We start from the raw sequence: 22,111 nt of genomic DNA on the forward strand, positions 1-22,111 counted from the left end.
TTTTGACAAATCCGTCACAAGATTTTTGGAGACCCGTAACCTCCGTGACGCGGATTTCGATTCATTAAGTGCGGGGGCAACTCCGCGGAAGTTGAACGCAATCCAGAAATTCGTCAACGGAGGGTCTCATGTCTTTCTTCACCTTTTCAGGCAACAAGCTCGCCATGACTGTGCTCGCAGCAGGCGCGCTGGCGGTTGGCGGCACAGGCGTTGCCGCGATGGCAGAATCGTCACCGGACGCGCCGTCTGTCCTTGCCGGGACCGAATCGCCGTCGCCGAGCCCCACAGCAACCGAAACTGAATCACCGTCCCCGAGCCCCACCGCGACGGAAACCGAATCCCCAGATCCCACCCCCACCGAAACCGAGACGGAAGCTCCGGACCCGGCACCAACGGCGACAGAAACCGAGTCACCGGAGCCCGCCCCCACGGAAACGGCTGATCCTGAACCGTCGCAGACGTCCACTCCAGCAGGACCTGACGCATTCGGCCCTGCCGCCTTTGGCCTGTGCAACGCGTTCAGCAACGGCGGCCTGGGTACTTCGTCCACGGCCTACGCGGCCCTGGTCCGCGCAGCCGGCGGGGAAGGCGGCGTCGGCGCCTACTGCGCCACTGTTGCCGCTCCCGGAGGCGGCGAGGACGGCAGCGAGGCAGCTGCAACGCCTGAGGAGGGCCAGTTACAGCAGCAGGTAAAAGAGCAGCACCAGGGTGCACCCGCCTCCAACGCCGGGGGCCACCAGGCCGCAGGCAACGGCGCCAAGCACGGCGGACAGCGGTAGCCTGCCAGCGATGTGCGGCTGCGCCGGGATGGCCAACGTTCCGGCGCAGCGCTCACCTGCCGCCCGTCCGGAGACTCTCGGACCCTTTCGGTGGAGTTGAAGGGAGAGATCGTGGAAGACAAGGCCCTGCAGGAACGCATTCTGGATGACGAGCGCGCTGTCCAGGAACTGCTGGAAGGGGCCGGCCGCACAGACGATCCAGTTCTTTGGGATCTGTTGCTGCAGGTCCGGGAGCTCAGGACGGTCGACGTCCCGGCGCCGTCGCCGCGGCTGAGGGCTCTGTTGGCGTCCCTGCCCGTTGACAGTGTGCTGACCGCAGTAAGCACGGCTCAGTTGCGGTACTTCGCCACCGTGAACAGGAAGGTGGAGTCCTCTTCGGCGTGAAGGCTGTGCAGGCCGGGCGGGACGATCAGCAAGTCGCCGGTCTTGCCCTGCCACGACTCCCCGCCGGCCTTGAGGCTCACGCAGCCCTGGACCACGAAGACGGTAGCGTCGCCGGGGTTCTGGTGCTCACTCAGCTGCGTTCCGGCCTTCATGGCCATGACCGTCTGCCGGAGGATCTTCTCATGGCCGCCGTACACCGTGTCGGCAGCACGGCCATTGGTGGAGGTTAGAGCAGCCTCGAGCTGCTGCCGGGCCAGCGCGTCGATAGATATCTTCTGCATGCGCCCAAGGCTACCCGCGTTCTTCCCGCAGGGGACCCCGGGCGTGCGGCACCGCCCTACAATCCCCTTTCGTGGGGATGGAGCAACCGCAGGGCCGGTCCTAATCTTCGAGCATGAATGCTGTAGCGCAGATCTTCGCCGTACTCGCCGCGGTCATCTATATCTTCGTGTTTCCGGTGGAGAGCTTCCTCCTTCGCCGCAGCCGGTGGGCGCAGAAATTCCTGAGCACGCCGCCCGAGAACGTGCCGGCGGTGATGATGTGGGCCATTCCCACGGGATACAAGAACCTGGTGATTGCGCTGGGCGTGCTCGCCGGCGTAGTCGCCGCCAACTCGGGACAGCTCGTGGTCGGCTACACGCTGGTGGTCTACTGCTGCGCCAACATGGTCCTCACCGCCCCCACCATGCTGCTGGCAGACCTCCAAGGGCACTACCCCAGGAAGTGGGAGAGCCTGCCGGGGACCCTCGCGGCAACGCTCCCGGCCCTGGTTACCCTGATCCTGCTGCCCCTGGGACCCTAAGCCGGGTTCCTGCGCCGGGCTGGTGCCACGTTCCGGACACGCCCCGGCAGGCCCGATTTCGAAGGCCCGGCACATGCTTGATAAACGTTAAAAGGTGCTAGACGTCCTCAATCCCGCCCTGCCCTTTATCGCCACGGCCCTGGCGGTGCTGGCCGGACTCACACTGTCCTGGCTGCTCCGCAAGATCGTCCTGAAGCTCAACCGGAAACGGCCCGAGCTGCAGGCCACCTCCCGGGTGGCCCGCCAGCCCCTGCGGCTGGCACTGTGCCTGGTGGGCGTCCGTACCGCGCTGGGGCTGACGGCCGGGAACGAAAGCTGGCACGCCGGCGTCGACCACTTCCTCCTCATTGCCCTCATCGGCGCGGTGGCCTGGCTGGCCATTGCGGTGCTGCTGATCGTGGAGGCCGTGGTGTTGACCCGGCACAGCGTGGACGTGGCGGACAACCGTCTGGCGCGGCGGCTGCGCACGCAGATGATCCTGGCGCGGCGGATTGCCGTGGCGCTGGTGGTGGTGCTCGCCGTCGGCACCGCCATGCTGACGTTCCCCGCCATCCAGGCGCTCGGTGCCGGCCTGCTGGCGTCCGCCGGAGTGATCTCCATCGTCGCCGGTTTGGCCGCGCAGACGTCCCTGGTGAATGTGTTCGCCGGGATGCAGCTGGCCTTCACCGATGCCATCCGTGTGGATGACGTGGTGGTGGTGCAGAAGGAGTGGGGCCGGATCGAGGAAATCACGCTGACCTACGTGGTGGTGCACCTTTGGGACGACCGCCGGCTGATCCTGCCGTCGACCTACTTCACCACCACGCCCTTCGAGAATTGGACCCGCCGCCAGTCGGAGGTGATGGGCACCGTGGAGTTCGACCTCGACTGGCGTGCGCCGGTGGAGGACATGCGCACCGAACTGCGCCGGGCCCTGGCCGGTACCGAGCTGTGGGACGAACGCGTGGGGGTCCTGCAGATCACGGATGCCACCGGCGGCTTTGTCCGCGTCCGGATCCTGGTGAGCGCCGCGGACAGCGCGGCACTCTTCGACCTGCGCTGCCTGGTGCGCGAAACCATGGTCACCTTCCTCCAGCAGAGCCACCCGGAGGCCCTGCCGCACCAGCGCTGGGAGCAGGCAGCGGACAGCAATCAGGCGCACGATGGCGGCACGGGCACCCGCCCCCGGACACCGCTGCGCGGGCTGGGTTCGCCCGCTGCTGCCGGCACGCACGCCGCAGATCCCCATGAGTCGCAGCTCTTCACCGGCTCCATCGAGGCGGTTGAGAGGTCCCGCGCCTTCTCCGGACCGGGTGACGAGGTGTTCGAGGAACGCGACCGGAACCTGGCCTCCCGGAACTAAATCCTGCTGCGAAGAACCCTTGATAGGTGACCATTTAGTCACCTATCATTAATGCCATGGACGACGTGTTCAAGGCACTCTCCGACCCCACCCGCCGGGACCTGCTCGACGAGCTGTTCCGCGAGGACGGCCAGACCCTGAGCGCACTTGAGGCACGGTTCGACATGACCCGGTTCGGGATCGCCAAGCACCTCCGCATCCTGGAGGACGCCGGCCTGGTGGTCACCCGTCGTCGCGGACGGGAAAAGCTGCACTTCCTGAACCCCGTTCCCATCCGGCTGGTCCACGACCGCTGGGTCAGCAAATTCGCAGAACCATGGGCCGCTGCCCTCAGCGACCTCAAATCCAGATTGGAAAGTCCCATGGAAAAGATCTTCGAGATTTACATCAAGACCACGCCCGAACGGCTCTGGGAAGCCATCACGGACAGCGACATCCGCAGCAAGTACCAGTTCGGCAATACCCTCGAGTCCGACTGGTCCCCCGGCGGCCGGTTTGTCATGGGCAACCCGACGGCGGGTGCGGCGCTGGGCGAAGGCGAGAACCTTGAGGTGGAGCCGCCGCGCCGGCTGGTGCAGACCATGCGCGCACTGTGGGGCGAGGACGTAAAGGCCGAGGGCACATCCAAAATCACCTGGGAAATTGAGCCGGTGGGGGACTCCTGCCACCTCACGGTCACCCACAGCGACCTGCGCGAAGGCGCCAACGAACAGCTCTACGGCGGCTGGCCGATGATCCTCTCCGGCCTGAAGACGTGGCTGGAAACCGGTGAGAAGCTCACCACACCGGGTTCGCTGATGTACACGTAACTTACGACGGCGGCGGCCGCCCTTGGTGGGGCAGCCGCCGCCGTCGGGGTACTTCCGGGACTACGCCCGGGGGATGCGGACGATGGCAGGTCCCGGCCGGTCAGGTGAGAGCGTGACTTTGAGTCCATCCGCGGCGGCCTCGACAGTTCCGCCGGGTCCCTCCACCGACGCTTGCGCCACGTCAAACGTGCCCGTGTCCAGCGTCAAGGCTGCCTCCGCTCCATCGCCAAGCGAGTCAACGAAGGCCACTACCTCGGTCCCCCGATCCACCCACCGCACCCACGAATCTCCTTGGTCCGTAACCGGAGCGCCCTCCAGCGGGCGGGCACCCACCAGGTACTGCTTGGCGTCAGCCATCCAATGGCCGAGGCCGGTCAGGGCCTGGCGCTGGATGTCGGGGATGGTGCCATCGGCCCGCGGCCCGACATTCAGGAGGAAGTGGCCGCCGCGAGAGACCACGTCCGTCAGGTGGCGGGCCAACTGCCGGCCAGTCAACGACTGCTCCGGACCTTCAACCTGGTTGTAGCCAAAGGAGAAGCCGATGCCCCGGCAGTTCTCCCACTCGGATCCGGACTCGTTCTCCCTGGCCGCTTCATATTCGCTGGTGCCGTAATCCTGGTGGGTAGCGCCCCACCGGTCGTTCACCACGCCATCGGGAACGGCGGAGTAGAAGTGCTCAAACAGCGTTCCCAGCCCATGCGCGCCAAAGTGCTTGCCGGCGTCGGGCCATTCAATGTCGTTCCACAGGACGTGGGGGCGGTATTTGTCGACCAGGTCCACCACATGGTTGTAGGCGTACTCCGCGTAGCCTGCGTCCTTGGGGCGGGACGTATCGTGGACGCTTTCGCTGGTGGTGTGCGGCGGGAAGGGACGCACGTGCCAGTCCAGGCCGCCGGAGTAGTACAGGCCCAGCTTCAGCCCCTTGTCCTCCACGGCGCGGGCAATTTCCCCGATCAGGTCCTTGCCCGGACCACGGCGGACCGTGTTCCGCTCCCCTGTGCCCGGGGCATCCCAGAGAGCGATTCCATCATGGTGCTTGGTGGTGGGAACCACGTAATCGGCACCGGCGAACTTGAACAGGTCCACCCAATCCGCCGGATCGAACTGCTCGGCTTTCCATTGGTCCAGGAAGGCGTCGTAGTCCTCGCCGCCGAACTCCTCCTTGTGGTGCTGCTGGGCAGGGCTGCCGTCAATGCGGATGGTGTTGTAGTACCACTCGGCGTAAGGGTTGTGCTTGAACCACTCGTGATCATCTATGGTGCCAAGGGCGCCGATCGGCTCCGCCCAGGCGGGGACGGAGTAGGCGCCCCAGTGAATGAAGATGCCGAAGGGGGAATTCTGGAACCACTCCGGGACTGGCCGGGATAGGTTGTCCCACTCTTCAGGCGTGGCGATTTCAGTCATGATGCGCTCCAACTCTTGGTGTGCTGTGGACATTCGTCGTGACGGCAGGATTCTGGAGTTGGCGGTCCGGGATGGCCGTGACGTAGTCCTCCACGGCATACAGATGGTTAGCCATTCTGGTCCGGGCACGGTCAGCATCGTGCCGCCTCAGTGCTTCCAAAATGCCCAGATGCTCGCCATGGGTAGTCCGCAGTCCGGCAGCATCATGGATTGACCGCCACATCCGTCCGCGGACTGTCGTGGTGGAGACCGTTTCAATTAGGGCGGACAGCACATGGTTCCTGGATGACTCCGCGATCAGCCGATGAAACTCAAGATCGCATTGCATGGCTACGTCATGATCGACGGGTTTGGCATGAATGGCGGCGTGTGCCCGATCCAGGATGTGCCCAGCCTGCTCCAGTTGCTGCTCGGTAATGGAAACGGCGGCTGCAGCAGCGGCCTCGGTCTCAAGCGCGCGTCGCACTGTATGCACCTGGTTGGCCCGTTCTCCATCCTGTAGGCCCACCCAGAATTCCAGGGCGGACAGTAGGGCAGAGGGCTCCAGGGTGGTGACGAAAGTACCGGCACCCTGTCTGGTTTCCAAGATCCCCATGGTGGACAGGGCACGGACCCCTTCACGCAGGGACCCACGAGACACCTGCAACTCCGCAGCAAGGTCTTTTTCAACGGGCAGCCGGTCCCCCGGCCGCAGCCGACCGGAAGAGAGCATGTGCTTTACACCGGTGATCACGACGTCGGTTTGCGACATAGGGCCGCCGGACACGAGGTCCACTGCCCCGACGCCTCCTGCGGATCTATCATTCATACACTTTCATCCGATCTATTGGTTGGAAAACCGGGCTACGTCCTATAGTGTCACGGAAAAGACCAAAATTCATCAGATGTAAAGGTGACCGCGGGGAAGTCACCTGGACTTTCTGGACCGGAGGGAATCGCTTGCCAAAGATCACCGGATTCGATGTGTTTGACGTACGGTTTCCCACGTCGCTGTCGGCGGACGGCTCGGATGCCATGAACCATGATGCCGACTATTCCGCCGCCTACATCGTGCTGAGGACAGACGACCCCGCACTGTACGGCTGCGGGTTCACGTTCACCATCGGCCGCGGCAACGACATCTGCGCGGCCGCCATCGAACTGCGCGCCCGGCCCCTCATAGGGCAGGACGCCGAGGAGATCTGCGGCGACCTCGGGGGAATTTACCGTAACTTGAAGCGGGACTCCCAGCTGCGCTGGCTGGGACCGGACAAGGGCGTGGAGCACCTGGCCCTCGGGGCGGTGATGAACGCGGTCTGGGACCTCGCGGCACGGCAGGCGGGGAAACCCCTGTGGCAGTTGCTGTCCGATATGACCCCCGAACAGATTGTTGACGCGACGGACCTGAGCTACCTATCGGACGCCCTCACCCGTGAAGAAGCGCTGGGCCTGTTGACCCGCCTTGCGCCCACCAGGGACCAGCGCATCCGGCAACTGACTGAAAACGGGTACCCCTGCTACACCACGTCGGCCGGCTGGCTGGGCTACTCCGACGAGAAGCTCCGGCGGCTGTGCCAGGAGGCTGTGGACCAGGGCTACCGTCACATCAAGCTCAAAGTAGGCGCATCCCTGGAGGAGGACATCCGCCGCCTCGCGATTGCACGCGAGGTCATCGGTCCTGACGGCAACCTGATGATCGACGCGAACCAGGTGTGGGATGTTCCGCAGGCCATCGACTGGGTCAAGCAACTGTCCGAATTCAACCCCATGTGGATTGAGGAGCCAACCAGCCCCGACGATGTCCTGGGCCATGCCGAGATCCGCAGGGCAGTGCAGCCCATCGGAGTGGCCACCGGCGAACACGGCATGAACCGGGTGCTCTTCAAGCAGCTCTTCCAAGCCGCGGCAATCGACTACTGCCAACTGGATGCGTGCCGGCTCGCCAGCGTAAATGAAGTACTCGCCGTCCAGCTGATGGCCGCCAAGTTCGGCATTCCGGTGTGCCCGCACGCCGGAGGTGTGGGTCTATGCGAACTGGTCCAGCACCTTTCGATCTTCGACTTCATCGCCGTGTCAGGTGACCTAACGGGGCGGGTGACCGAGTTCGTCGACCACCTGCACGAGCATTTCGTAGATCCCTGCATCGTCAAGGACGGTGCCTACGTCATGCCCGCGACTCCTGGATATTCCGCGGAACTCAAGGAACAAACGCTGCAGGAATACGCCTTTCCCTATGGCACCTACTGGGCAGGAACTGACACCGGCCAGGCGGAACAGGCTTGGCGGGCGGGCAACCAAGCCGGCCGGGTTGCCTTCGCGAGCGCACGGATCGAGACACAGGCATGATCAACTACACCCTGACCCACCCGGGGCTGCTGGCGGCGCTCGCCGAGTCCGGTCACGGCACACAGATCCTGGTTGCTGACGCCAACTATCCGCACAACACCGGTGCACCCGCATCCGCCCGTCGCATTGCCCTGAACCTCCGGCCCGGCCTGCTGACAATTGACCAGATCCTCGAAGTCCTGGTCGAGGCAGTCCCTTTGGAGGCGGCAGCGGTGATGACCCCGCCGGACGGAAACTGGACGGAAGCCGTCAAAGGCTACGAACGGACATTGGGCACGGAGGTTCCAATCACGTCCCATCAGCGCTTCGAGTTCTATGACGCCGCCCGCTCGCCCAATGTCGCCGTCGTCATTGCCAGCGGCGATACAAGGCACTACGCCAACTTGCTGCTCACCATCGGTGTGCGGCCCGACGTAACGGCCTGATGGAGGCGCCTTCACTGCAGGTGGTTGACTCCCATGTCCACGTCTGGGATCCGGACCTGCTGGACTACGCATGGCTGGCCGACACTTCCGGCTTGAACCGTCCGTTCCTGCCAAGGGACCTCCCCCACACCCCGGAAAACACGCGTGCCGCCGTTTTCGTGCAGGCCAACTGCCGTGATGACCAGGCACTCAAAGAAGTGGACTGGGTGTCAGGCCTCCGGACGGTCTGGCCCCAGCTCGCCGGGATCGTGGCGTTTGCGCCTATCAGCAAGGGCGACGCCGTCGAGCAGGACCTGGACCAGCTGCTGGAACGGCCCCTGGTCCGTGGGGTCCGGCAGCTGTTCCAGGACCGGGATGAATCCTTCATGCTGCACCAGGACACCCTGGCGGGAGCACGGCGGGTGGCAGCATCCGGGCTGGTTTTCGACGCGTGTATCCGCAGCGGCCAGATGGCACCCCTCGCGGAGTTTGCCCGGCGTGTGCCTGGGCTGGTGATCGTGCTGGACCACATGGGCAAGCCGCCCATCGCCAGTGGGGAGCTCACCGCGTGGCGCAACGGGATGCAGGAACTGGCCCGGTGCGGCAACGTTGCCGTCAAGATTTCCGGCGCCGGCGCGGAAGCTGACCCGGACCGCGCCCTGTCGCCCCAGGCACTGCCGTTCATCCAGGAGACGCTGGATCTCTTCGGGGCGGACCGCTGCATGGTGGGCAGCGACTTCCCCGTCTCCCTGACACGCCCCGATGCTTACCTTGACTGGATCACCACAGTGGAACAGGCGGTCGCAGGCGCATCGGAGGGCGAACGCCGCAGCGTGGCGCAGGAAACCGCAGTCCGCGTCTACCGGCTGGAAGCGGCAGCAGAACAGGTAAGCCCACATGAGGAGAAGGACTGACATGCAAGCAGAAACCCGCACCATTCCTGGTACTGACGTCCAACTGCCAGTGCTCGGCTTCGGCGGGGCACCCATCGGCAATCTCTACCGGGAGGTGCCCGAGCAGGAAGCGGTCGACGCCGTCACCGCGGCTTGGGAGGGCGGCGTGCGGTATTTTGACACCGCCCCGCACTACGGGCTGGGACTTTCCGAACGGCGCTTGGGTGCCGCGCTGGCAGGGAAGGACCGCGACAGCTATGTGCTCAGCACGAAGATTGGGCGGCTGCTGCGGCCCAACCCATCGCCCCGAGGCAAGGACACGGAGGGCTTCGACGTGCCTGACAATGTCCACCGGGTCCGCGATTACTCACGGGACGGAGTGCTGCGCTCTATAGAGGAAAGCCTGCAACGGCTGGGCACCGACCGGATCGACATCGTCTACATCCATGACCCGGACGACTACTGGACCGAGGCCGTCGAAGGCGCGGCCCCGGCCCTGTCCGCGCTCCGCGACGAAGGGGTGATCGGCGCCTGGGGTGCCGGGATGAACCAGTCCGAAATGCTCCACCGGTTCGTCACCGAGACTGGCATCGACGTGATCATGCTTGCCGGAAGGTACACGCTGCTGGAGCAAGGCGCGGCCCGGGACCTGCTCCCGGCGTGCGTGGAACGCGGCGTCGGCGTGGTGAATGTCGGCGTCTTCAATTCCGGGCTGCTGTCCAAGGAACGCCCAGCCGCCAATGCCACGTACAACTACGCCCCTGCCCCGCAGGAAGTGCTGGACAGGGCGAACCTGCTGGCGGACATCTGCGAATCGCACGGGACCACCCTGCCGGCGGCCGCCCTCCACTACCCCTACCAGCACCCCGCCGTGACAAGCGTTGTCTTGGGCATGCGGACGCCTGCCCAGGTGAAGGAAAACCTGGACCTGGCCGCCCAAAGCGTCCCGGCCGAGTTGTGGACTGACCTGCGCGACCGCGGACTCATCGCCTGAAAGCACAACGACGTACTACCGAGAAAAGAAGAAACGAATGCAATTTGCGCGCATAGGTGCCACAGGCAAGGAAATCCCCGCCCTGCTCCACGACAAGAAGTACTACTCCCTGGAGCAGGTGACGCGGGACATCGATGCCGACTTCTGGGAAACGAATGGGCCGGCGCGCGCTGCAGCGGCACTGGCCGCCGGCGAACTGGCTGAACTCACCGTTGACGGGGTCCGGATCGGGGCTCCGATCGCCAGGCCGTCCTCGGTGATCTGCGTGGGCATGAACTACGCAGCCCACGCAGCGGAATCCGGCTCCGCACCCCCTTCGGTCCCCATCATCTTCCACAAGGCCCCCAACACCGTGGCCGGGCCCTTCGATCCGGTGGCCATTCCGCGCGGTTCCACCAAGACGGACTGGGAGGTGGAACTCGGCGTGGTCATCGGCCGGCGCGCCTCCTACCTGGATTCCCCCTCCCAGGCCCACGACTACATCGCAGGCTTCGTCACCGTCAACGACCTGTCGGAGCGAACGTTCCAGCTGGAGGTATCCGGCGGCCAGTGGTCCAAGGGAAAGAGCTGCGCAGGTTTTTGCCCCACGGGCCCGTACCTGGTGACGCCGGACGAGGTGGATGCCCGCGGCCTGCGGCTGCGCAGCTGGGTGAACGGCGACATCCGCCAGGACTCCTCCACCCGCGACCTGATCTTCGGCGTGGAGCAGGTGATCTATGACCTCAGCCAGTTCCTGGTCCTTGAGCCGGGAGACCTGGTCTGCACCGGCACCCCTGAGGGGGTGGCCCTGTCCGGGCGTTTCCCATACCTGAAGGCCGGGGACGTCGTCGAACTTGAAGTGGCGGGACTGGGCCGCCAGCGCCAGGAATTCTTCCAGGGCTAATTACGAAAGGACCGAACAATGGAGTTTGCGGGAATCAAGGCAATCGTCACCGGCGGAGCCTCGGGAATCGGGGCCGCCACAGTGAAGCTGCTCCAGGAGCGCGGGGCGGACGTCGCCGTGCTGGACCTCAACCCCGACCAGGCACCGGCGGGAGTGAAGGCCTTCCACTGTGACGTCTCCAGCGACGCCTCCGTCCGCCGTGCCGTAGAAGAGGCTGCGGAGCAATTGGGCGGGATCGACGTGGTGGTCAACAACGCCGGGGTGGGTGCGCAAGGCACCATTGAGGCCAATGACGACGACGAGTGGCACCGGGTGTTCGACGTCAACGTGCTGGGCATGGTCCGTGTCTCAAGGGCGGCCCTGCCGCACCTGCGCCGGTCCAGCCACGCGGCGATCGTCAATACGTGCTCCGTGGCAGCCACCGCCGGGCTCCCCCAGCGCGCCCTGTACAGCGCTACCAAGGGTGCGGTGCTCTCGCTCACCCTGGCCATGGCAGCCGACCACCTGCAGGAAGGCATCAGGGTCAACTGCGTGAACCCGGGGACCGCCGACACTCCCTGGATTGGCCGTCTCCTCGCCAGCGCACCTGATCCTGCTGCGGAACGGGCGGCGCTGGAGGCACGCCAGCCGCACGGCCGGCTTGTCTCCCCGGAGGAAGTTGCGGGAGCGGTGGTTTACCTTGCCAGCCCACTCTCCGGGTCCACCACCGGAGTGGACCTGGCAGTGGACGGCGGTATGCAGGCACTTCGGCTCCGGCCCCGTTCCGCCGCCTCCTAGCGCAGCCGCCTCCCGAGCAGAGCAACAGGCACGCGCCACCGGGCCCGTAGCTCGGTAAGGTCGTGTCATGGACAGCGGCGCCCTGGTCAATATTGGGTTGGTACTCGGTTTCGTGCTGCTCGGGGGTGTCTTCGCAGCGGCGGAGATGGCCCTGGTGTCCCTGCGCGAAAGCCAGGTCCGCCGGATCGAGAAGTCCGGGGACACCGGGGCGCGGACGGCAGCGCTGGCGCGCAACCCGAACCGGTTCCTCTCCACGGTCCAGATCGGGGTGACGCTGGCCGGGTTCTTCTCGGCGGCCTACGGCGCCTCGGCGATCGCGCCCGACGTCGTGCCTCTCCTGGAAGCCGTGGGGCTGGGTGCGGCGGCCGGGCCCGTGTCCTTTATCGGCATGACCCTGCTGGTGGCCTACCTGTCCCTGGTGCTGGGCGAACTGGCGCCCAAGAGGCTGGCGCTGCAAAGCCCCGTCGCCTTCACCCGCGTCCTGGCCCCGCCGCTCATCAGTTTTTCGAGGCTCATGCGGCCAGCCATCTGGTTCCTGTCCGTCTCCACTGACGCCGCGGTCCGGCTCTTCGGCGGTGACCCGCGTGCCAAGCGGCCCGGCATCACCTCGGAGGAACTGTGGGACATGGTGGCCGAGAACGAGATGCTCGAAGAGAGCAGCCGGCACATTCTTGCCGACGTGTTCGGCGCCGGAGACCGGACCCTTCAGGAGGTGATGCGCCCCCGCACCGAGGTCGTCTTCATCGACGGCGCCATGACCATCGCGGACGCCCGCACCATGGTCCGCGACGGCCCCTATTCCCGGTTTCCGGTCATCGGCAGGAGTCCCGACGACGTCCTGGGCTTCGTGCACATCCGCGACCTGATGCCAGGCGGCGAGGTGCAGGACCAGGCGCCGGTGCGCGACATCACCCGAAAGATCCTTGCCATGCCGGGGACCAACCGGGTGCTGCCGTCGCTGTCCCGGATGCGCAGGACCAACCAGCACATCGTGCTGGTGGTGGACGAATACGGTGGCACCGACGGCGTGGTCACGCTCGAAGACCTGGTGGAGGAACTGGTGGGCGAGATCTACGACGAGTACGACACCGGCGCCGAGCACGAGGACCGCGTCACCATGGCCAACGGCACCATCGACGTGGACGGGGGCCTGATCCTCCAGGAGTTCACGGCAGCGTCCGGGATCGCCCTGCCGGAGGGCCACTACGAAACAGTGGCCGGTTTCATGATGGACCGTCTGGGCCGCCTGCCCACTGCAGGCGACAGGGTCCAGATTCCGGGATACGTCCTGACGGTCCTCAGCATGGAACGGCTGCGGATAGCCCGGATCCGGGTCACCCCGGTCACCAACCATCCCGGCTCCACTGGCTGAAGAATTACGACGGCGACGGCGCACCCACGCCAAAGGGTCGCGAAGCAGCCGCCGGTCCCGCCATGGGACCAATGGCCCTACGGTCAGGGGCGGGCGGCAGCCACAGTTAAGGGGCGGCTGGCCGTTGGGGCCAGGAGCGGCTGGGGGCTGTTTCCGCTGCACCTCGGGGCACAGGGCACGTGCTCCCTTACCCCGGCAGGACACATTGCTATGTTCACGAAACGCACCACCCTCATCGGGGCCGCCCTGGCCCTTGGCGCTGCGGCCCTCGCAGCCCCCGCACAGGCAGCAGGCAGCAACGGCGCAGACGTCACCAAGTTCAACGAGTGCACGGTTTATGGCAGTTACCAGACCTGCCGCACGGGCACGGCGGTCAGCCACCAGGTTTCAACCCCCAGCGGCATCCAGTCCACCTCGTCCTCCGGCAACTACACGGACACCCTGACCGCCACGAATGACGGAACTGTTTTAAACACCATCCAGACCCAGACGCACACGCACACACTGACTCGGAACGGGCAGCTCATCGAGATCGGCCAGCATTACCGGCAGCAAACCACGGACGCCACCCGCCAGTGCTGGGAACGGGAAGATTCCCACCAGACGGGCAACAAGGTCCAGTACGACCGTGAGGCGCACTACTGCCCGTGAATGGGTGCCGCCGCTCCTAGGCCTCCAGGCTCCGCTCCAGGAAAGCGAGTGTGCGGGCCCAGGAGTCGGCGGCAGCTTCGGCGTTGTAGGTGTACTTGTTGGTGTCGTTGAAGAAGGCGTGGCCGGCGCCCGGGTACACCACCGCCTCGAACTCCACCCCCGCTGCGCGCATGCGTGACTTCAGCCCAGGCAACTCGTCCATGAGGGCTGCGTCCTGGTCCCCATAAAAGGCCAGGACCGGGCAGTTGATGCCACGCAGCTCTGCGTCCTTAAACTCGGCGTGCCCGTAGAAGGGGACGGCGGCGCGCAGCCGGGGTTCGGAAACGGCCAGCGAGAATGTGTAGGTCCCGCCCAGGCAGAAGCCCGTGGCGGCCACCCGGCCGGTCAGTCCAGCCACGCCCTCCAGGTGGTCGAAACACACGTGCAGCGCAGCCACAGCGTGCTTGGCGTACTCCGGGGAACGGATGGGTGCCATGTGCTTGCGCAGGCGCGGCTGGGCGTTGCTGCGCTGTTGGGGATCGAACGCTGCCTCCTGCAGTTCCCCGCTGAGGTCCGCCACACCGCCGGCTCCGGACAACAGGTCCGGGGCGACCGCCAGGTAGCCTTCCGCGGCAAAACGGTCCGCCACATCCCTGGTGTGGCGCACCAGCCCCCACACTTCGTGGACCACCACCAGTCCGCCCTTGGGGGTCCCGGTCGGTTCACTGACGTATGCCTGGACTGCGGTTTCGGCGTTGCCCAGCGTCATCATGTTTCCCATGGGGCCAGCATGGCACGCTCCCCCGGGCGCTTCCAGTGCCCGAGGGGCCCTTCCCATGGATGGGGCTACGCCTTCTGTTGCCGCCAGAACACGGAAATCCCGAACGTCACTGCGCAGAGCACCACCATGGCCAGCACCATCCGCATCCAGCTCTCCTGGTGCACCCCGCCGGCCGCGAACACCCCGATCATCACCGTGGCGGTAATCGCGCCCACGTAGCGGCAGGTCTGGTAGATGCCGGCCGCCACACCGCGGTCCTGCGGCCGGGTGGACACGAACATGCCCTGATTCGAGGCGATACTCACGGTGCCGTACGGCACGCCCATCAGCGCGGTCAGGACCACCACTAACGGGATGGCCAGCGTCCCGGTCAGCAGCCACATGAGTGCCGCCACCACTGTCAAAAGGACGACGCCGGCCAGCAGCACCCGCCGGACGCCGAACCTTCCCATCGCGGAGACAGCCCAAGGGGTTGCGATTACGGACATACCGGCCAGGGGCAGCATCAGCAGGCCCACGACGCCGGGATCGTAGCCGCCGGCTTCCTGCAGCAGCTGCGGCAGGCCGAAGAAGACGAAGTAGTAGACGCTGCTGAACACGGCGAAGGCCAGGTACACCAGCATCAGCGGCCGGTTCCGGCCCAGCAGCCGCAGGTCCAGGAACGGCTTGGCGAAGCGCAGCTCCCGCCAGGCAAACAATGCCGCGAGGACGGTTCCGGCGGCCAGCATCAACCAGCGGTAGTCCGGCGCCACGTTCAGTGCGGCCATCATGACCAGCAGCAGGGCACCGATGAACCCGGCGATGCCGGGGACGTCGGAGTCCCGCACCAACTCTGCCACACTGCCGTGCTCCCGGACCTTATCCGGTGGTGCGGCCTTCCGGACGATCAGCAGCGCGGCCAGTGCCAGCGGAACGTTGATGAGGAAGAGCCACTGCCAGCCCGCGAAGCCCACCAGCAGGCCGCCGACGACGGGACCCACCGCGGCTGCAGACGTGTTGGCCATCTGCAGCCGGCCAAGCGGACGGGCCGTATCAACCTTCGCCTGGTGGGCCAACTCCCCCACCATCACCACGGCGCTGGGATAGGCCGTGGCGGTGCCCAGTGCCATGACGGCCCGCGCCACGCAGAGCAGCGCGAAGTTCGGGGCCAGCGGAGCCAGGGCACACGTGATGGCCACCAGCGCCATGCCAAGCATGAACATCCGCCGCGGCCCGAACCTGTCGGCCAGCCTGCCCATGACCGGCTGGCCGGCGGCGGAGGCCAGGTAGAAGGAGGTAACAACCCAGGTAACGGCAGCAACGTCGAGCCCGAAGTCCGCGCGAAGCACCACCAGGGCGACAGCGATCATGGACGAATTAAGCGGGTTGAGTGCCGTACCCAGGCTGAGGCCGGCGACGGCCAGGGCAGTCCGGGATTTGTTGCTCACGGTAACAGTCTGGCCCACGGCGGCCGCCCGGGACGATTCGGCGGCCTCCCGGCGCGGTGTGGCGTTCGCTACTTGCCGGCCAATCCCACCGGGAACAACGCGTCCTCCACGGCCCGGGTCAGGTCGCGGATCACCTCCGCCTGGCCGTCGTCGGCCACGCCGTCCGGGTTCTCCGTGTAGATCACCAGTGCGAACGTGGACCCGCCGTAGGTGAGCAGGGCGGCGTCATGCAGTTCGCCGGACACCTCCCCATACTTGTGGTGCACGTTCACTCCCGGCCGGGAGCCAGCGGGAATGAGGTTTTCGTCGTTGGTGTCCTGCATGTAGCTGAGCAGCTGGTCCGTGTTCTCCTTGTTTAGGAGCTCCCCCGCGTACAGCTTCTTCAGGATCAGCGCCATGTCCGCGGCGGTCAGGAGGTTTTGCTCGGGGTCGTAAGTGACACCGATGGAGCCCGCGTAGGCGATCAGCTGTGGGTAGCCCACAGCGTCCATCAGCAGCAGCCAGGAATCGTTGTTGCTGTCATTGACCATGGCCTTGAGCTGGAAGGCGGCGTCGTAGTCGCCCATGGGTGCGTCCAGGCTGGCCTGCCCTTCCTCCACCAGGTGGTAGTAGGCGGCGGCCGTCAGGATTTTCGCCGTGCTGGCTGCCGTAAACGTGTCTTGGTCCCCGAACGTCCGCTCTGCACCCCCGGAGACGTCGGCGAGCGCCAGCCCGATCCGGTATTCGTCCGCTTCGCTCAGGATGTTGTCCACGTTGTCCTGCAACGACGGCGGGGCTGCCGCCACCGGCGCCGCGGGCACGGCGGGCGGGGTGGGGACCACTGCTCCCGACCGCGGTTCCGACCGGACCACCGCCAGGGTGATGGTGCCGACGATCACCACGACCACGATGAGCGCCAGGATCAGCAGCCGTCGGTTGCCCCGGGCTTTACTGGAACTGGGCTTACCGGAGCTGGGCTTGCGCGGCGTAGGCGGCGGAGCGTCGCGGCCTGGTGTGGGCACCACGTGGTGCTCGGACATACAAGGGCTCCTGTCCCGCCTCGGCAAACACAAACAACGTCAGCGCGGCCATGAGCCGCGCTGACGTTGCCGATTAAATCACCGGAGGTTGGGAGCTTCCTGAAGGTCGCGAGGTGTTCCGCGCCACCCTGCTGAGGCGGGGCGCAAGGAGTCATTCTCGGCGTGGAATAGATATCGACGCGCGAATTACTCTGCGCGCACCAAATTGTGGGTGCGCCAGGGAATGAGCGCGTCGAAAACCACTTTGTGCGTCGAAAAAGCGCCTAGCCCCGGGTCCGGGCAGCCAGTGCCGTCTCCAGGAACTCCAGGTGCGCCGGGGTAACTGCCACCACGCTGCCCAGGTAATCCGGGTGCTTGGCCAGGAACTTCTTGATGAACGGGCACACGGGAACGATGCCGCTGCCCGCTTCCACGGTGCTGTCCAGGGCAGCTGTGGCGAGCCGGCCGGCCAGGCCCTGCCCGCCGTATTCCTCGTTGACCACCGTGTGGTAGAAAATCCGCTGCGGCGACTCCCCGCCGTCGTACTCCTTGTACGCTGCCTTTCCAATGACGTTGCCGGCGTCGAGGAGCTCGAAGCGTTCGCGCTCGGGGTTGTGTCGGACCGTGATGTCGCTCAAGGGGAACTCCTTTGCTTGCGGGTGGTGCTGCCCGTGCAAAGCCTAACCCGGCACGGGCAGCACCTATTTCCGCAAGCGGCGGTTCCCTGAAGGCATTACCGCCGCGTCAGCTCAAGTAGCCGTTCGGATTGAGGACGTACTTGGTGGCTGCGCCGGCGTCGAACTCCGCGTAGCCCTTCGGTGCATCCTCCAGCGGGATCGCCTTGGCGTTGACGTTCTTGGCGATGTTGACCTTGTCGTTGAGGATGGCCATCATCAGCTGCCGGTTGTACTTCATCACCGGGCACTGGCCGGTGGTGAAGCTCAGCGACTTCGCCCAGCCGGTGCCAAGGCTCAGGCTGAGGGAACCCTTCTTGGCTGCCTCGTCGATGCCGCCCGGATCGCCGGTGACGTACAGGCCGGGGATGCCCAGCGCCCCGCCCGCCGCAGTGATGTCCATCAGGGTGTTAAGCACGGTTGCGGGCGCCTCCTGCGCGCCCTTGCCGTGCCCACGGGCTTCGAAGCCCACTGCGTCAACGGCGCAGTCGACTTCAGGCACGCCCAGGATCTGCTCGATCTGGTCCTTCGGCTCGCCCTGGGTGAGGTCCACGGTCTCGCAGCCGAAGCTGCGCGCCTGCGCCAGCCGGCCCTCGTTCATGTCGCCCACAATCACGACGGCGGCACCCAACAGGTGTGCGCTGGTGGCCGCTGCTAGGCCCACAGGACCAGCCCCGGCGATGTACACGGTGGAACCAACGCCCACGCCCGCCGTGGTGGCGCCGTGGAATCCCGTGGGGAAGATGTCCGAGAGCATGGCCAGGTCCATGATCTTCTCCATGGCCCTGTCCTTGTCCGGGAACTTCAGCAGGTTCCAGTCCGCGTACGGCACCAGGACATAGTTGGCCTGGCCGCCCACCCATCCGCCCATGTCCACGTAGCCGTAGGCGCTGCCGGGGCGGTCCGGGTTCACGTTCAGGCAGATGCCGGTCTTGCGTTCCTTGCAGTTCCGGCAGCGGCCGCAGGCGATGTTGAATGGCACCGAACAGAGATCGCCGACCTTGATGAACTCGACGTCCCGGCCCACCTCCACCACTTCGCCGGTGATTTCGTGGCCCAGCACCAGGTCTGGCGGGGCGGTGGTGCGCCCGCGGACCATGTGTTGGTCCGAGCCGCAGATGTTGGTGGCCACCGTTTTCAGGATCACCCCGTGGTTGACCGGGCGTCCCACGTTGGCGGGGTTGACCCCTGGCCCGTCCTTGAGCTCGAACGTTGGGTAGTCAATGTCGATTACTTCAACCTTGCCCGCTTCTTTGTAGGCAACGGCTTTGTTCCCTGTCATCTATCACTCCTATAGCCAGGCGTCCGGTGGGACGGCCATGATCTGGGTAGGTGGGACATCCCTCGGGGGAACAGCCCTGGCCCGTCGGTGCTTCCTGAAACTTGGCGTGGTCAGATACCGGTTCCCGGGTGGGGATTCGCCCAGTCTAGGCACGGCCCCCTGAGCGGTCTAGGGGTAGGAAGCCCCTTGTTTACCGGAGTATTCACAGGGGAAGTTCCTATAGTGGCCTACGCTGCACCAACCGGCTTCCAAGAACGCCGGCTGGCCGCTTCCCGGGCAAGTTCCACCTTGAGGAGAACGGCATGAAAACACGCACCATTGGACAACTGACAGTTTCCGCCCTGGGCCTTGGGTGCATGGGCATGAGCGAGTTCTACGGCGACGGCGACGAGCAGGAGGCGATCGCCACCATCCACGAGTTCCTGGACGCCGGCGGGTCGCTGCTGGACACGGCCGATATGTACGGTCCCTTCACCAACGAAAAGCTGGTGGGCCGCGCCATTGCGGGGCGCCGTGGGGATGTTGTGCTTGCCACCAAGTTCGGTAACGAGCGCCGGGAGGACGGGTCCTGGGTGGGCATCAACGGCCGCCCCGAATACGTCCGGGGCGCCTGCGATGCCAGCCTCCAGCGGCTTGGGGTTGACCACATCGACCTCTACTACCAGCACCGGGTGGACAAGACCGTCCCCATCGAGGACACCGTCGGTGCCATGGCGGAACTGGTCCAGGCCGGAAAGGTCCGGCACCTCGGCCTGTCCGAAGCGTCAGCAGAGACCATCCGGCGGGCCCACGCCGTGCATCCCATCACCGCACTGCAGACCGAGTATTCGCTGTGGGAGCGCGAGCCGGAGACCAAGGTCTTTCCGGTGCTCGCGGAGCTTGGCATCGGCTTCGTCCCCTACAGCCCCTTGGGCCGCGGCTTCCTCACGGGCCAGATCCGCAGCGTGGACGACTTCGCCGAGGACGACTTCCGCAAACACTCCCCGCGCTTCCAGGGCGAGAACTTCACCCGGAACCTGGAGCTGGTGGACCGGGTCAAGGAGCTGGCCGACCGGAAAGGCTGCACCCCGGGCCAGCTTGCGCTTGCCTGGCTGCTGGCGCAGGGCGAGCACGTGGTCCCGATTCCGGGCACCAAGAAACGGGAACGGCTGCGCGAAAACCTTGGCGCCGTGGACATCGAACTTGGTGTGGAGGATCTCCAGTTGCTGGACCAGCTGGCACCCGCCGGGGCAACTGCGGGCGCCCGCTACCCGAACATGTCCACCATCGACACGTAAGCTCCGAAGCTCCGCCGGCGGGCGTTTACGTCGGCGGAGCGGGGCTGGCGTAGGGTGGTCCTACGGCTGAAGCAAGCGGCCGCTCTTTTCTTTGTGTGCGGAGCCCGTTTCATGTCCGACAAACCTGCCCTGCGGGCCCTTGCTGAATCAGCCTTCTCCCTGCCCCACCTCCGGGACGGCCAGTTGGCCGGCATGGCCGCCCTCGTCGAAGGCCGCGACGTCCTGGCCGTGATGCCCACCGGCTACGGGAAATCCGCCATCTACCAGGTCGCAGCACTGCACCTGCACCAGCAGACTGGACGTCCCGCCGTCGTGGTCTCACCCTTGATTGCCCTGCAGGAAGACCAGCTGGATGGGCTGTCACAGGACCTCGGCACGGATGCCGCCGTGGCTATCAACTCCTCGCACAGCGACGCGGACGTCGAAGCGTCGTGGAAGGCCGCTGAGGACGGCAAGGCCGTGTTCGTGTTCCTTGCCCCGGAACAGCTGGCAAAGCAGTCCACCGTGGACCGGATCAGGGGCCTGGACATCTCGCTGTTCGTGGTGGACGAAGCACACTGTGTCTCGTCCTGGGGACACGACTTCCGCCCGGATTACCTGGCCCTTGGCAACGTCCGCGAGCAGCTGGGCAGCCCGGCCGTGGCCGCCCTGACCGCCACGGCCTCCCCTCCGGTGCGCGACGAGATCGTGGAGCGGCTCGGCATGAAGGACCCGCTGGTCCTGGTCCGCGGCTTCGACCGGCCCAACATCCGCCTCGACGTGGTCCGGCACCACGAGGACAAGGGCAAGCGCAAGGCAGTGCTGGAACAGGTAGCCGACCTGGCCGGGAAAGGGCAGGGGCTGCTCTACGCCGCAACGCGGAAGGACACGGAGAAGTACGCGGCCAAGCTGGCACAGGAGGGGCTCCGCGCGGAGGCCTACCACGCGGGGCGTCCCGCCAAGGAGCGTGAACATATCCACGAGCTGTTCCTGGAGGACAAGCTGGACGTGGTGGTGGCCACCACCGCATTCGGCATGGGCATCGACAAACCGAACGTCCGCTTCGTGGTCCATGCCGACATCCCCGAATCGCTCGATTCCTACTACCAGGAGATCGGGCGGGCAGGCAGGGACGGCGAGCCGGCCTCGGCCGTGCTGCATTACCGCTCGGAGGATCTTGGACTGCGCAAGTTCTTCGGTACCCACTTCCCTGACCCCGATGCGCTGCTGGAGGTGTTGAAGGTCCTCAAGGCTGCCCACGCCGCCACCCCCAAGTCCTCCCTCGCAGAGCTGACCGGATTCAAGCCCCGCCGCGTCACGGGCCTGGTCAACCAGCTGGAGGAAATCGGCGCGGTGGCCGTTGGCAAGCGCGGCGTCCGTTTGACGTCCAAAGCGAAGCTGGCCGCCCTGGTGAGTGACGCCGTCGAACTCGCCGAAGCCCGCCAGCGGGTGGACCAGTCCCGACTCACCATGATGCGCGCCTACGCGGAAACGGACGGTTGCCGCCGGCAGTTCCTGCTGGGCTACTTCGGTGAGGACCTGCCCGAGCCCTGCGGGAATTGTGACGGCTGCGCTGCCGCTGCTCCCGCGGACACAGCGAAGGACGGCAAGCCGGACAAGAAGCAGGCGAACAAGAAGGCCGGCAGGAAACAGCAAAGCGCAGCGTCCGACGGCGGCGGCCCGGCTTCCGCCGCCGGCGACGAGCCGTTCCCGCTCCAGTCAGCAGTGGTCCACAAGGAATGGGGGCCCGGCCTGGTGATGCGGCACGAGGACGATGTGATCACCGTGCTCTTCGAGCAGGAAGGGTACAAGACCCTGTCCCGGTCCGCCGTCGTGGAGAACCAACTCCTGAAACCCGCTTAGGTAGGCTGGGGGGACCCTCCAACGAAAGGCCC

Annotated in this window: 22 protein-coding genes; 14 read left to right on the top strand and 8 right to left on the bottom strand. The window is 65.9% G+C overall.

Features of this window, described 5'->3' with window-relative positions; translation table 11 throughout:
* Positions 1-128 precede the first annotated feature (128 nt).
* Positions 129-779, top strand: a complete 651-nt coding sequence (locus ACFO0G_RS16700; RefSeq protein ID WP_376979027.1) for a superantigen-like protein SSL4 — start codon at positions 129-131, stop codon at positions 777-779.
* Positions 780-1,108: 329 nt separating this feature from the next.
* Here ACFO0G_RS16700 and ACFO0G_RS16705 read toward each other — a convergent pair whose 3' ends face one another.
* A complete protein-coding gene (locus ACFO0G_RS16705; RefSeq protein WP_286402259.1) occupies positions 1,109-1,444 on the bottom strand; it encodes a cupin domain-containing protein in 336 nt (111 codons plus the stop codon).
* Between the two features lie 113 nt (positions 1,445-1,557).
* Between ACFO0G_RS16705 and ACFO0G_RS16710 the strand changes: the two genes are divergently transcribed.
* The 3 genes from ACFO0G_RS16710 (at position 1,558) to ACFO0G_RS16720 (ending at position 4,116) form a co-directional block, all read left to right on the top strand.
* Positions 1,558-1,965 carry a DUF1304 family protein gene (locus ACFO0G_RS16710; protein WP_286402256.1) on the top strand — a complete coding sequence of 136 codons (408 nt, stop codon included), beginning with the start codon at positions 1,558-1,560 and terminating at the stop codon, positions 1,963-1,965.
* A gap of 118 nt (positions 1,966-2,083) precedes the next feature.
* Complete coding sequence (locus ACFO0G_RS16715) at positions 2,084-3,307, top strand: mechanosensitive ion channel family protein (RefSeq protein ID WP_376979201.1); 1,224 nt, start codon at positions 2,084-2,086, stop codon at positions 3,305-3,307.
* Between the two features lie 56 nt (positions 3,308-3,363).
* On the top strand, positions 3,364-4,116 hold the full coding sequence (locus tag ACFO0G_RS16720; RefSeq protein WP_376979030.1) for an ArsR/SmtB family transcription factor: 753 nt from the start codon (positions 3,364-3,366) through the stop codon (positions 4,114-4,116).
* Between the two features lie 60 nt (positions 4,117-4,176).
* On the opposite strand, the gene ACFO0G_RS16725 is transcribed toward ACFO0G_RS16720, so the two are convergent.
* Together ACFO0G_RS16725 and ACFO0G_RS16730 are read right to left on the bottom strand one after the other, a co-directional pair.
* Positions 4,177-5,520, bottom strand: a complete 1,344-nt coding sequence (locus ACFO0G_RS16725) for an alpha-L-fucosidase (protein WP_376979032.1) — start codon at positions 5,518-5,520, stop codon at positions 4,177-4,179.
* Positions 5,513-6,295 carry a FadR/GntR family transcriptional regulator gene (locus ACFO0G_RS16730; RefSeq protein WP_376979034.1) on the bottom strand — a complete coding sequence of 261 codons (783 nt, stop codon included), beginning with the start codon at positions 6,293-6,295 and terminating at the stop codon, positions 5,513-5,515. The genes ACFO0G_RS16725 and ACFO0G_RS16730 overlap by 8 nt, the downstream gene beginning before the upstream one ends.
* A gap of 164 nt (positions 6,296-6,459) precedes the next feature.
* Here ACFO0G_RS16730 and ACFO0G_RS16735 point away from each other — a divergent pair, with 164 nt between their 5' ends.
* The 8 genes from ACFO0G_RS16735 (at position 6,460) to ACFO0G_RS16770 (ending at position 13,819) form a co-directional block, all read left to right on the top strand.
* A complete protein-coding gene (locus ACFO0G_RS16735; protein WP_376979036.1) occupies positions 6,460-7,845 on the top strand; it encodes an L-fuconate dehydratase in 1,386 nt (461 codons plus the stop codon).
* Complete coding sequence (locus ACFO0G_RS16740) at positions 7,842-8,270, top strand: RbsD/FucU domain-containing protein (protein ID WP_286402237.1); 429 nt, start codon at positions 7,842-7,844, stop codon at positions 8,268-8,270. Before ACFO0G_RS16735 ends, ACFO0G_RS16740 begins: the two co-directional genes overlap by 4 nt.
* A complete protein-coding gene (locus tag ACFO0G_RS16745; RefSeq protein WP_376979039.1) occupies positions 8,270-9,163 on the top strand; it encodes an amidohydrolase family protein in 894 nt (297 codons plus the stop codon). The genes ACFO0G_RS16740 and ACFO0G_RS16745 overlap by 1 nt, the downstream gene beginning before the upstream one ends.
* A 1-nt stretch (position 9,164) precedes the next feature.
* Positions 9,165-10,136, top strand: coding sequence for an aldo/keto reductase (locus ACFO0G_RS16750; protein ID WP_376979041.1), 972 nt, complete (start codon positions 9,165-9,167; stop codon positions 10,134-10,136).
* 37 nt (positions 10,137-10,173) lie between these two features.
* Positions 10,174-11,019 (top strand): fumarylacetoacetate hydrolase family protein, encoded by an 846-nt coding sequence (locus tag ACFO0G_RS16755; RefSeq protein WP_376979043.1) that lies wholly within the window; start codon positions 10,174-10,176, stop codon positions 11,017-11,019.
* An 18-nt stretch (positions 11,020-11,037) separates the two neighbouring features.
* Positions 11,038-11,796 carry an SDR family NAD(P)-dependent oxidoreductase gene (locus tag ACFO0G_RS16760; protein WP_286402227.1) on the top strand — a complete coding sequence of 253 codons (759 nt, stop codon included), beginning with the start codon at positions 11,038-11,040 and terminating at the stop codon, positions 11,794-11,796.
* Positions 11,797-11,863: 67 nt separating this feature from the next.
* The gene (locus tag ACFO0G_RS16765) at positions 11,864-13,168 is read left to right on the top strand and encodes a hemolysin family protein (protein ID WP_376979045.1); all 1,305 of its coding nucleotides are present in this window, start codon (positions 11,864-11,866) and stop codon (positions 13,166-13,168) included.
* A 210-nt stretch (positions 13,169-13,378) separates the two neighbouring features.
* Positions 13,379-13,819 carry a hypothetical protein gene (locus ACFO0G_RS16770; protein WP_286402222.1) on the top strand — a complete coding sequence of 147 codons (441 nt, stop codon included), beginning with the start codon at positions 13,379-13,381 and terminating at the stop codon, positions 13,817-13,819.
* A gap of 16 nt (positions 13,820-13,835) precedes the next feature.
* On the opposite strand, the gene ACFO0G_RS16775 is transcribed toward ACFO0G_RS16770, so the two are convergent.
* The 5 genes from ACFO0G_RS16775 to fdhA all read right to left on the bottom strand — a co-directional run bounded on the left by ACFO0G_RS16775 (position 13,836) and on the right by fdhA (position 18,960).
* Positions 13,836-14,579, bottom strand: coding sequence for a dienelactone hydrolase family protein (locus ACFO0G_RS16775; protein ID WP_286402219.1), 744 nt, complete (start codon positions 14,577-14,579; stop codon positions 13,836-13,838).
* Positions 14,580-14,644: 65 nt separating this feature from the next.
* A complete protein-coding gene (locus tag ACFO0G_RS16780) occupies positions 14,645-16,006 on the bottom strand; it encodes an MFS transporter (RefSeq protein ID WP_286402216.1) in 1,362 nt (453 codons plus the stop codon).
* 68 nt (positions 16,007-16,074) lie between these two features.
* The gene (locus ACFO0G_RS16785; RefSeq protein WP_286402214.1) at positions 16,075-17,025 is read right to left on the bottom strand and encodes a serine hydrolase; all 951 of its coding nucleotides are present in this window, start codon (positions 17,023-17,025) and stop codon (positions 16,075-16,077) included.
* A 263-nt stretch (positions 17,026-17,288) separates the two neighbouring features.
* Complete coding sequence (locus ACFO0G_RS16790) at positions 17,289-17,642, bottom strand: GNAT family N-acetyltransferase (RefSeq protein WP_286402211.1); 354 nt, start codon at positions 17,640-17,642, stop codon at positions 17,289-17,291.
* A gap of 106 nt (positions 17,643-17,748) precedes the next feature.
* Complete coding sequence (gene fdhA / locus ACFO0G_RS16795; RefSeq protein WP_286402208.1) at positions 17,749-18,960, bottom strand: formaldehyde dehydrogenase, glutathione-independent; 1,212 nt, start codon at positions 18,958-18,960, stop codon at positions 17,749-17,751.
* A gap of 302 nt (positions 18,961-19,262) precedes the next feature.
* Between fdhA and ACFO0G_RS16800 the strand changes: the two genes are divergently transcribed.
* Both ACFO0G_RS16800 and ACFO0G_RS16805 read left to right on the top strand, forming a co-directional pair.
* Positions 19,263-20,237: an aldo/keto reductase gene (locus ACFO0G_RS16800; protein ID WP_286402206.1), complete on the top strand. Its 975-nt coding sequence runs from the start codon at positions 19,263-19,265 to the stop codon at positions 20,235-20,237.
* A gap of 111 nt (positions 20,238-20,348) precedes the next feature.
* Positions 20,349-22,079 (top strand): RecQ family ATP-dependent DNA helicase, encoded by a 1,731-nt coding sequence (locus ACFO0G_RS16805; protein WP_376979049.1) that lies wholly within the window; start codon positions 20,349-20,351, stop codon positions 22,077-22,079.
* The last annotated feature ends 32 nt before the right edge of the window (positions 22,080-22,111 follow it).

The sequence above is a fragment of the Arthrobacter sedimenti genome (genome assembly GCF_042652025.1).
Classification (GTDB): domain Bacteria; phylum Actinomycetota; class Actinomycetes; order Actinomycetales; family Micrococcaceae; genus Arthrobacter; species Arthrobacter sedimenti.